This window comes from Polyangiaceae bacterium (assembly GCA_020633235.1).
Lineage (GTDB): Bacteria > Myxococcota_A > Polyangia > Polyangiales > Polyangiaceae > JACKEA01.
This window is the reverse complement of the sequence record JACKEA010000007.1, coordinates 264,404-275,728: the sequence shown is the minus strand read 5'-3', so window position 1 is coordinate 275,728 and position 11,325 is coordinate 264,404. Positions and strand designations below refer to the sequence as shown.

The window sequence follows — 11,325 nt, the reverse complement described above, 5'->3', positions numbered from 1 at the left end:
CGCCCCGGTCCTTCCGGGGTGCGCCCCAGGAGCTACTGGCCCCGCTCCGGCGGGTCCGGCCCCATGTCGTGTGGGTGCCCAACAGCACGCTCCGGTCGCCTGCGCGCCCGGGCTCCGAATCCGAGCGGCGCGGGCAATGTCCGCAGCAGGTGGGACGCGAGTCTGCGCAGCGCGACGAGCGCGCTCACCACGCCGAGCCGCTCACGCACGGCGACGATCGTCGGCGCGCAGCCGGACAGCACCGGCAGTGACGTCACCGCAGCCAGCAGCCCCGCCTCGACGGCTATCATACGTCGGCGCAACCAGCGCAGCACCGACGGTAGCGTGACCACTTCGCCGGACTCGGCGGGGCGCAGCAGGGCGGCTGCTCCCTCCGTCGTCCTGGCTGCCTGCGCCGCGGCGACAACCCCCTCTATCTCCTCCAGCGTCCCAGGCATCCGGGCAGCGAGAAAGTCGGGCAGCAGGCTGATGGTGACCCCTGACTTGGGACACAGCAACCGCGCGACCCGCACGCCAGTCGGGCTCTTGCGCGTGTAGCTCCCGTGCCCAACCAGGCCACAATCGCCCTCGGGATGCAGCGGGCATTGCTCCAAAGTTGCGCAGCGCCACGCCTCCTGCGTAACGTACTGCTCGCTGGTAAGGGTCGTATCCCAACGAATCTGCACGATCCTGCCGGCCGGGTCCGTGCGCGGCAACGCAGCGGACCAACCTTTCGGCGATCAGCGTCCCGCGGGTCCGCCTCCCAGGAAAGAACAACGGCGAACCTCTCCGGAATCCCTCCCCGTCTCACTACGACCAACGAGCGCATCGGCCGGGAAGAACACGCCGGGGGATCACGACCGAACGTGAGACCCTACACCAGCCTGGGGCCCTTCGTCGTACAAGCAATTGTTGTTGCCAGCGGCCTTCACTACGAGCATGTCGGTATAGAGCGCGTAGTAGTCCTCGTTGATTCCTTCCATGTCTCGCGCGAAGCTCTGCGCTTCTGAACTGTTGCACACAGGGCCAAGGATGTTCTCGTGAAGACAACCCCAGCTCTCGTTTACCGTTAGGAGCTTCGGATCATCTTCGTCGTATGCCGGGTTTCCTTGGTTGGCTAGCCATTCCAAAGCTGCGTTCGTAGCTTCCGGATTGCATATCTGCGTGTACACGTTGCCGCTCGGCCAGTTCGTAAGGAGTCCATCGTTTGGATAGTAGATCTTCGCGGCGGAGGCCCCGCACTCTCCGCCAAGGTGCGAGTTGGCGGACACGACGCTAGCCACCCAGGTCTCGTGCGCAGTTACTGGCCACGAAGAGTCGGTGTTGGGGTCCTGGTACACGATTTCGTTGTTTGCGAAGGCCTCATGTTCAGCTAGCCGGCCCCCCGTTTGCCCGGATCCAACCTTGTATTCTTGCTGCACGTCTCCGAGTATGCCGACCTTCTGTTTCTCGCCATGGAGACCTTGGAATGCAGCAACGGGTTGACCTGGCAATGTCTGTTGCATTCCGTGAAAGGGCTGCGTGTCCACACAATCGTATGCACCGCCGGTGTCGGCGCAAGTACGCGGTTGCGGCCTGAGACTCTTGGCTGCGACGATGCGCGCAAATCGTGAATCAGACTTCAGTGAGAGAATCTCGCTAGCCTTCCCGCTCACGAATATTGCTGGAATGAACTTTGAAACGCGACGAACGCTGAAGCCCCGCTGCTCAAGTTCACCTGCCAATAGCTGACCTTCCAAGTCGATCCGCGTCTGCGCGCTTGGTTTTCTCCGCTCGCCTGGGCCCATGTACTTCGGCTTGAAATAGATCCCCACGTCGAGCCGCGTGTGCCCCAAACCTCTTAGCGAGCGGATGAAGTCGATGGAGAACGGGCCGTACTTCTCGCGGTACGCGACCTTTTCTGTTTGGTACAGCTGAGGGAGCGTCAGCTTCTCACCGTTACTCCGATACGCCCACGATCCGGTCGGCCCTTTCTCGATCGCGACGCGTTCTGCGAGTCCAGGATAGTACATCGAGGTTCGATAGGTCGCCTGGTTTGTTGCGCGCCCGTCCGTAGCGGGCATTGGCGCTTCCGCAGAGCACGACGCGAGGGTCGCAACCGCGAGTCCGGCGAAGAAGCAGCCTTCATAGATGCGGTTGCCAACGGTTGTTGTTCTCATTGTCGTCCTCCAAACAGCGCGTTCAGCCTTCAGCTCAGTACCGCAAAGCGCAGATCGGCCTGGCGGTGCACGATCTGTGCTCACTAGAGCGAACACCACGAAACGTCGCGTCTGGTCCCCACCAAGGGCACCAAGTGTGTCACACGTTTCGAGCGGTTGTGCAGACCTTGCTCAACTTGACTGACAACTTGAGCGCAAGTTGCACAACTTGAGCTCGGCGGCGTGAAGAGGGAGAAGGAGGCGCGAGAGTCTCAAAGCAACCGAGGCAGCCTGCCCCACGAGACCTAGATTGGCGTGGATCCCGTGAGTAATCACGTCAGGTTCGTGTAGGCGCAGCCTTCCCACACTTAGGTGTCTCCGACAAGACGGGCGCTCCTTGATCACGACGCACGCCTGCGACAAATCTTGGCCGCTTTGAGTTGACACGCTGGTCCGCGTGTGGTCTTGATGAACTTGGGTGGTGGCAAATGGGGAGGAAGTTCGGGATGGGGCGATGGCCCTGGTTGGTGCCGGTCTTGTTGGGTCTTGGCGCTGCCATGTGCCGCCTTGAGCGCGGCGACACGGATTCTGCGCCAAAGAACTCAACCCTTTCGCTAGCGTCAGCGGGCAGATCACCCACTGCTGCGGCGTCTCAACAAGTCGAGGCCATAACTGGTCAGGCTGCCACGCGTGGACGACTGGTTGCAGTTACTGAAGACCTCGCCGAACAAGTCAATGTGGCCGTGCAATCGAAGCAGGCCTTTGTGCGGTACTTGGCATGTGAGCCCAAGTCCGACTTGAAGTGCCAGAGCTTGTACGCGGATGCGCTCAATGACGCGCTAGCCGAAAAGGTTGATACATGGGTTGCCGCGCATGTGGTGGATTTGCTTGTCGCCGTTAAGCGGGAAGGGCCCGACCGCCTTCAAGGCGCAATTGACCGAGCATGTCGCTCGTCGTCCACAGAAGACGACGTCAATTGTGTAGTCGGTCTTCGCCTTTCGCACACGGCGCCAGGGCTTCGCTCCCTGCCCCTGAGCCGAGAGGCGCTGGATTCTCTTCCGCTCCATTCCGTTCCAGCGGCACAACTAATACTGGAACATGAAGCTCGCGCCCCGTCTGGGTTTGGTGAGCAACAAATCGAGAGCACCGCGCTTGCTTCTACGCAGGACCCTCGGGTCAGGGCCGCTGCGCTGGAAACTCTCGCCGTGGTAGCGCCGAAGCGATTTTGCGCATTGGCAGCACGCCTAGGCGAAGACGAAGACCCAGGCGTGACGCACGGATTGAGCCTTGCGCCACTTCTGTGCAGAAAACATGGTGGGTAGGTTTCGAAAAGGAGCAGGTCGATGCGAACATACACTGTTGCAGTAAGTGGAGTCCTGGCAGCCATACTGACGGTGAGCAGTGGCGCGCGAGCAGACGCGGCGTGCCCGAACAACTCGAACACGTTGAAGCTGTACGGCAACCCGGACCTGTCTGGTAGTAACCAAGTTTGGCTGGGGCGTGTGGCGTTTCTCGGCAGCTACGTTCTAGCTGCGTACATCCGGACGGGTACGTCCTCCTGCGCCAGCTACTTAGTCACTGATCCAAACGGCCAACTGCTTACAGGCCAGTACTTCCACAACAACATCTGCGCTGGGGCGGGAAATGACTCGGTGGATGTTCTACCGCCGCCGCCGTCGACGTGCACGAACCTGCCCACTATGTCCGCGTGGAACTACAACGGCTACGATCTCGCCGTGTATGGTGAAGCCGGCAACGATGTCTTCCAGGACGGGGCGGGCAAGGATGCTTTCTGGGGCGGGCCAGGTGCGGACATTGCCTATTTCGACCGAGGCGGTACCCTGGAACCGTTCAAGGGCGAGAGTGACAACGACTGGGTCAATCATTACAACTACAATGGTGTTTTGTATGGAGGGGATGGAGCTGACGTCCTGATGCAGACCCGATGCGACAGCTACTCGGACATCTTCCTCGGAGAAGCTGGCAACGATCACCTCTATGACAAGAATCAGAGCTACTACTATTTCGATGGTGGCGCTGGGACTGACCAATGTTTCCCCATGGCGAACTGCGAGGCTCTTTGGTCCGTCACGGGCTGCTGAGGCGGCTCCCTAGAAACCCTTGCGCCGACTCACGCAGGCTGTGCCAGTTCCGTTCCGTATTCCGGATGTGTGTTCTGAGTCTTCCTACCTGATCATTTCGCATGAACTCCGTGTTGGGCTTGCACGGCTCACCGAGGGAGTTCCGCCATGACGGGTTGGGAACTACCAGACTTCGCATTCTGGAGTGACTCGGGACGGAAGACGAAGTGGGTGGCCCGAATGCACGAAAGCCGCGACGCCAATGCGCCGCGGCTTTCGTACATTTGCAAGCAAACGTTTCGATCAGTCGGTCGAAGCGTCGCCCACGCCACCGTCGGTGCCGCCTTCCGGCGTGCCACCGTCGCCCACGGCGCAGTAGTCCGAACCGGTGGGCGGAGGCGTCTCCTGGCCCGAGGTGCAGGTGCCACCCGTGGCGCCGAGCTCAGTGGCTTCTACGCAGCCTAGGTTGGGGCCGCCTTGGCTGCTGGTGTCTACTGCAAAGCCGCACTTGCCATCGGGCCTGCAGCAACCGTTGAACTGCGCCTGAGATTGGTCGAGCGGGTTGGTGAATACGAAGGATTCGCAGCCGCAGTCCACTGTTCCGGCCTGCTCGGTCTCGTAGCAACCTTGGGGAACCTTGAGCAGGTTCTCAATGGTTGCATCGATCTGCGCGCCGCACTTGTCGCCAGTCGCACAGCAACCCGCCACGTCGATCAGGCCGCCGACCTTCCAGCCCGCGGTGCACTCGGTGCCGCCGCAGGTGAGGCCACCCGCGCTGCCACCGCTGCCCGCCGCGCCGCCCGCGGTGCCGCCGCTGCCCGCGGTGCCGCCGCCGCTTCCGCCGCTGCCGCTGCTGCCGGCCTTGCCGCCGCTGCCACTGTCGTCATCGCTGCCGCATGCGGGAATGCTCCACGCCACCAGCGCGATGAATCCCATGCTCATCAGAACCTTGAAGGAATTCGAACGCATCTTTACCTACCTCGAGAGAAAAAACCGGCGCGGAATAGAGCACACATCAGCCGGTTCGTAAAAGGAACCACACGAACCCACACCCCAAGCGCCACGGCGCCCGGAGCGCGATCCCTAGCATACCCGCTGCCCCAAGACAGGCGCCAGAACGCTAACTCGTGGAACTGAATCGGTTTTTTCTTGTCGGTTCGCCGCGGAACCTCGCGCCCCGGACTCATTTGCCGAGCGCTCGCGCCGCGCGGCCCGCACCGCTCAGCTTCCGTAGAGCCGCTCAGAGCGCGGGGCGCGGCGGTTCGGCGACCCAAACGCGTGGAGGCACGCGCTCGCGCACTGCGCGCCGCCCCGACGCGTGGGCGCACGCGCTCGCGCTCGCGCACTGCGCGCCGCCCCGACGCGCGAGACCTCAGATGTCGAGGTTCCGCACGTTCAGCGCGTTCTCTTCGATGAACTGACGGCGCGGCTCCACCTGGTCGCCCATCAGCACGCTGAAGAGCTCGTCCGCCGTGAGCGGGTCGCTCACCTTCACCTGGAGCAGCGTGCGGCCGTCCGGGTTCATGGTGGTCTCCCACAGCTCGTCGGCGTTCATTTCGCCGAGACCCTTGTAGCGGGTGATGTGCATGCCCTTGCGACCGCGTTCTTCCAAGAAGCCATCGAGGGCGTCTGCGTCGGCCAGCGTGATCGGCTCGCCCCCGTCGGTGACGGAGTACGGCGCAGGCCCGATGGAGCGGATGTCTTCCTCGATGGTGAGCAGCTCTTGGTACTCCGCGCTATCGGCGATGTCCCAATCTGCCACCGCCGGGCGCGAGGATGCGCCGGGGCGGAACTTCACCGCGATGCGGCCGCCGCCGTGCGTCTTGTCCCACTCCACATGGACGGTGAGGGGCATGAGCTCGGGATAGCGTTCCTCGAGATACGTCTGCAGCTTTTCCTTCGCGGCGTTCACTTTGTCGGCGTTGCGGAAGTCTTCCCGCGACATGTTCGCTGCGCGGATGAGCGCCGCCACCACACGTGCGTCACAGCGGCGATCGATCTTGCCCAAGATCTGACGGAAGGCCTTCAGTCGATTGGCAAGGTTGAAGAGCGGCATGCCGGACCACGGCGGTCCTTTCACGGCCTGCACGATGAGCCCATCGATGGCGTTCTGGATCAGGTGACGATCGAGCGCCGGCTGATCCTTGAGATACACTTCCTTCTTCCCCTTGCGCACGCGGAACAGCGGCGGCTGCGCGATGAACAAGTGCCCCCGTTCGATGAGCTCGCGCATCTGACGGTAGAAGAACGTCAGCAACAGCGTGCGTATGTGACTTCCGTCGACGTCCGCATCTGTGTTGTGGCACCCGATGCCACCGACGCCCGCGATGAAACTCTCATCGCGCTCTACGGAGAAATCGTACACGTTACCGTTCGTTGCTTCCACGCTACGGATGCTGTCCACAGGAAGGCCAACGAGGTCTCCACCGATCTCGACGAAGCGACGATTGACGCTGGGCTTGTCACTGCGAAGCCGTTCTTCCACCAAGGGCGCGCCCGCATGGTCGCACCACGCAACGCGAAGCGAGCGCAGGTCCTCTCGCGCGGAGATCGTCAGTGAGTAGTGGTCGTGGCGGGTTACACACGGCTCGCCTCGCACCTCTCGCACGACGCCATCCGGCGCGCGCACCGAGATCGACGCCAGCACGCCGAGCGACGAAAGCAGATACGACACGCCGCTGGCAACATCGGGCGACGATGTGGATAGCACCACCCGCCCGTTCGTGACCGTGCCGTCACCGAGGAGGTAACCGCGGAGAAACGCGAGTCGCAAATCTTCGGGGAGACCGAACACCAGATTCGGAATGCGCTTGGTGTGGGACTCCATGTCCAGGAAACCAAACACGTGTTGCCACGCAAGTGCGGCGACACGGTTGACCAGCTTGAGCTCACGGACACGAGAGTCGCTCTCGTAGCTCTTTGCTGGCAGGCCAAACACCGACTCGACGGCACGAGCCATCTCCGGAAGCAGACGCTCGTTACCCTTGCCGATGGCGAAGCGAATTCCGTTGCGCTCCGAGCAAGATCCTTCTGCAAGATAGAAACCCAGAAGCGTGGCCAGCTCCTGCGACACGTCGATGAAGCGAGAAATGCCAACCTTGCCGTAGTGCTCGGGTGTGAGCTCCACGTCCGATCGACCTTCGAACCATTCGAGATCCTCGGCTTCCAGATCGGACAGGCGCACGTAGGGCCGTACCCTGTTCTTCGGAGCCCCCTTGTACTGTTCCTGCCAAACCCGCTCGAGCTTGCTGGGACCCACCTCCACTCGCCGTCGAACGGATTCCTCGTCTGCTCCGATCGCCTGGAGGTAGCGCGCGAAGTGCTCTTCCGTGGGCCGAGAGGTTCCCTTCTCCCAAGCGTAGAACGTGACCGGTTGGCGGATACCGACGGCTTCGCACAGCGCTACGTTCGAGACGCCGGAAGCACGACGAAGTGCCGCTAGCTCGAGTCTCACCTCCGCCGGTATGTCTACTCGGGGAGCAACCAAGTCGGGATTATTGCTGGCGTGTTCCGCGGTCACTCGATAGCGGAACCACGCCTCTACCGCTGGGCCCCTGAGCCACACCTGCTCGGCCGCTTCCGGCACCGCGTGGAGAGCGGGAAGCAAGTCCAGGCGCTCTGGCGCTGACTCCGGGAACCGTATGCTCCTCGGAGCGACCAGGTAGTCGCCTTCTCGAATCTCATCCCCTCGCTTGAGAGTGATAGCGCCGTCTTCCAACACGAAGACGCTGTGACTCGCCGTAACTCGAACGTTACGCCCATAGGAGGTTTTGATTTCGTAGAGGGGCTCGCTCACTGGGTGGCGAATCACGCTCTTGATCGGAGAAAACCGAGTCTGGTGATCTTCCGGCCCGAAAGACAGTACCTCTCCGAGCCCAACGGATGAGATCTTGCACACGCCGAGCTCGTCCGGCGCCAGGCCGTCCAGACGCGCGTCGATGAACTCACCGATGCGGACCATGCGGACGCCGGCGGCGTCCCGGACGAAGACGTGCTCCGCCGCGTCCACGCTCATGAGGATGACTTTGTGATACCGGAGCTTCGAAAGATCGAAGCCGCCGTTATCGCCGATGCCGCAGCCGAGGGCGCTGATCAGCGTGGCGACCTCTTGGCTCGAGAGCATGCGATCCAAGCGCGCGCGCTCCACGTTGAGGATCTTGCCTTTGAGCGGGAGGATGGCCTGGAAGTGGCGGTCCCGACCCTGCTTCGCGCTGCCGCCGGCGCTCTCACCCTCGACGATGTAGATCTCGCTGACGCTGGGGTCCTTGCTCTGGCAGTCCGCGAGCTTGCCGGACAGGCTGGTCATGTCCAGCACGCCCTTGCGCACGACCTCGCGCGCCTTGCGCGCGGCCTCCCGCGCCTTGGCGGCCATCACGGCCTTGTCCACGATCTTCTTGGCGGTCTGCGGGTGCTCTTCGAAGTAGCGAGCGACGACGTCGCTCACCACGTTTTCTACGATGCCCTTCACCTCGCTGGACACGAGCTTGCTCTTCGTCTGCGAGTCGAAGCTGGGGTCCGGATGCTTCACGTGCATCACGCAGATCACGCCCTCGCGGACGTCGTCCCCTGAAAGGCCGTTCTTCACTTCCTTGAACAGGTTCTGCGCCTGGCCATAGCTGTTCAGCGTGCGGGTGAGCGCGCTGCGGAACCCCGTGAGGTGCGTGCCGCCGTCACGATTGAAGACGTTGTTCGTGTAGCAGAGGATCTGCTCCTGGTACGAAGCGGACCACTGCAGCGCGAAATCGACCACGACGCCGGCTTTGGTGTCCGGCGATTCCGTCTCCACCGTGGCCGCGATCACGTCCTCGTGGATCGGCTCCTTCTTTCCGCTGAGCTGCGAGACGAACTCGCGAATGCCGCCCTTGAACTCGAAGCGATCGTGCTTGCCGCCGTTGCGCTCGTCCGTGAGGTTGACGATCAGGCCGGAGTTCAGGAACGCCAGCTCCCGCAGGCGGTTGGCCAGGATGTCGTAGCTGTACTCGACGGAGGTGAAGATCTCCGTGTCCGGCTTGAAGGTGATCTTGGTGCCGGTGGCATCCGACTCCCCAATGGGCTGGATGGAGCCCTGCGGCACGCCGCGGCGGTACTCCTGGAACCAGACCTTGCCTTGGCGTTTGATCTCCAACGAGAGCTTCTCGCACACGGCGTTCACGGCGCTCACGCCCACGCCGTGCAGACCGGCGCTGACCTTGTAGCTGGAGTGGTCGAACTTGCCGCCGGCGTGCAGCACCGTCATGACCACCTCGGCGGCGCTCACGCCGCGATCCGGCATGACGTCCACCGGGATGCCGCGGCCGTCGTCCTCCACGGTGATGGAGCCGTCGAAGTGAACGGTGATGCTGGCCGTGGTGCAGAAGCCGGCCAAGTGCTCGTCCACGGCGTTGTCGACCGCTTCCCACACCAGGTGATGCAACGCGGAGCCGTCGTGCACGTCCCCGATGTACATGCCGGGACGCTTGCGCACGGCCTCGAGCCCCTCGAGGACGGTGATGTTGCTCGACCCGTATTCATCCGAGGGCGGGCTCTCGGACTCGGTGGAAGACGGACTCTCGGACTCGGACGGAGGGAGGTCAGTGGTCAAATCGATGTTCCTGACACGTTCGGTGCGGCCTCCCAGAACGGCGCGTTCCTCGACACGATTGCCGAGCTTGCCGGGGTGAGTTTCGGCCCCTGATTCTGGGGGTCCCGATGCGGTCGGAGAAGCAGCGGGACGGGCCGCGAAAACAGACCACTTTTTATAGCTGCGAAGCGCCCTCCGAGCAAGGCGATCCCGCATCAAAAACGCCGTTTTGTCGTCTTCGAGGGCGCGATTTTCCAGCCCTTTCGAGGCCCGGATTTCGCCCTCGTTTCGAGCCTCGAATTCGTCGGATTTTCGCGCCTCGAAATGAGCGCCCCAGAGCGTCGATTTTTCGCTCCGATCCGTCGTTCATTTTGCCGCGGCAGCGCGGAACCTCGCGCTCGCGCTCAGCGGACCTGGCCCAGTGGGAAAAGCGCGCGCTCACGCGGAGCGGAGCTGGCCCGCGTCCAGGACGAAGTCGGCGCGTTCCGCTGCGGGCACGTCCGGCGTCACGAACAAGTCGGGCCGCGTGGTCGTCACGAAGACCTGACTCGCGGACGCCTCCAAGAAGCGATACACGGCGCCGGTACGGCTGGGGTCGAGCTCACTCGACACGTCGTCCAGGAGCAGCACGGGGTGAGCGCCCCGGGCGTCGCGCAAGCACTCGAGCTCTGCGACCTTGAGCGCCAAGGTCAAGATGCGCTGTTGCCCCTGCGACGCGTGACGCCGCGCGGAGCGTCCCTCGACCGTCAGCTCGAGGTCGTCGCGTTGCGGCCCGAACGTCGCGGCACCCCGACGCCAGTCGTCCCGCCGGCGGCGCTGTAGCTCTGCCCGAAAGGCGTCCGGGTCGTCGTCGCCCCCCGGACGGAACTCCGCCGCCAGCGCCAGCCCCGGCGTGGCCATGCGCACGAAGGCGGGGCCCAGCGCGGCCGTCACGGCGTCCGCCGCCCGCCGCCGACTGCGCGAGAAGGCTGCACCGTGTTCGCCCAGCAGCTGCTCGTACACGTCGAGCTCCGCCGTCGCGGGCCCGCGCTCCTCCAAGAGCTTCTGGCGCTCCCGCAGGGCTCGGGTGTAGCGCAGCCGGTGGTCGGCGCTCTGGGGGTCCAGGAACAACGCCACTCGGTCGAGCAGGGTGCGCCGCCCACTGGCCGGCCCACTCACGAGGCCGAGATCTCCCGGATGAAACACCACGACCGGCGTGCGCGTGGCGTACGCCGCGAGGCCGCGGGGGCGCTTGCCGTCGATGCTGAAGCTGCGGCTGCGTTCCCCCACGGCAGCGCGCTGCTCGCGCGTGAGGCCCGCTTCCCGGACGCGGGCGACCACCGAGGCGATCTCGTCCCCCTGGCGCACCAGCTCTGCCAGGCGCTCCGCGCGGAAGCTCTTGCTGGTGGCGACCAGGTACAGCGCCTCGAGCACGCTGGTCTTGCCCTGGCCGTTGTCGCCGGCAATCACGTTGAGGCGCGGCGCCGGCGTCAGCTCCAGCCGAGTGATGTTGCGGAACGACGCCAGCCGGACGTGCTCGACGTGCAGCTCAGACGGCACGGACGTGCGGCGCTTGCGTGTTGGCACA

6 protein-coding genes are annotated in these 11,325 nt (G+C 63.7%); 1 reads left to right on the top strand and 5 read right to left on the bottom strand.

Going from position 1 to position 11,325, the window contains the following annotated elements:
• Positions 1-32: 32 nt before the first annotated feature.
• Both H6717_34440 and H6717_34435 read right to left on the bottom strand, forming a co-directional pair.
• Positions 33-695, bottom strand: coding sequence for a hypothetical protein (locus tag H6717_34440; GenBank protein ID MCB9582184.1), 663 nt, complete (start codon positions 693-695; stop codon positions 33-35).
• Positions 696-833: 138 nt separating this feature from the next.
• The gene (locus H6717_34435) at positions 834-2,138 is read right to left on the bottom strand and encodes a hypothetical protein (protein ID MCB9582183.1); all 1,305 of its coding nucleotides are present in this window, start codon (positions 2,136-2,138) and stop codon (positions 834-836) included.
• 1,322 nt (positions 2,139-3,460) lie between these two features.
• On the opposite strand from H6717_34435, the gene H6717_34430 reads away from it, so the two are divergent.
• Positions 3,461-4,219 carry a hypothetical protein gene (locus H6717_34430; protein MCB9582182.1) on the top strand — a complete coding sequence of 253 codons (759 nt, stop codon included), beginning with the start codon at positions 3,461-3,463 and terminating at the stop codon, positions 4,217-4,219.
• A gap of 282 nt (positions 4,220-4,501) precedes the next feature.
• On the opposite strand, the gene H6717_34425 is transcribed toward H6717_34430, so the two are convergent.
• From H6717_34425 to recF, 3 genes are all read right to left on the bottom strand, one after another.
• Positions 4,502-5,167 carry a hypothetical protein gene (locus H6717_34425; GenBank protein ID MCB9582181.1) on the bottom strand — a complete coding sequence of 222 codons (666 nt, stop codon included), beginning with the start codon at positions 5,165-5,167 and terminating at the stop codon, positions 4,502-4,504.
• A 403-nt stretch (positions 5,168-5,570) separates the two neighbouring features.
• Positions 5,571-9,974: a DNA gyrase subunit B gene (locus H6717_34420; protein MCB9582180.1), complete on the bottom strand. Its 4,404-nt coding sequence runs from the start codon at positions 9,972-9,974 to the stop codon at positions 5,571-5,573.
• A 222-nt stretch (positions 9,975-10,196) separates the two neighbouring features.
• A complete protein-coding gene (recF, locus tag H6717_34415; GenBank protein ID MCB9582179.1) occupies positions 10,197-11,324 on the bottom strand; it encodes a DNA replication and repair protein RecF in 1,128 nt (375 codons plus the stop codon).
• Position 11,325: the final 1 nt, after the last annotated feature.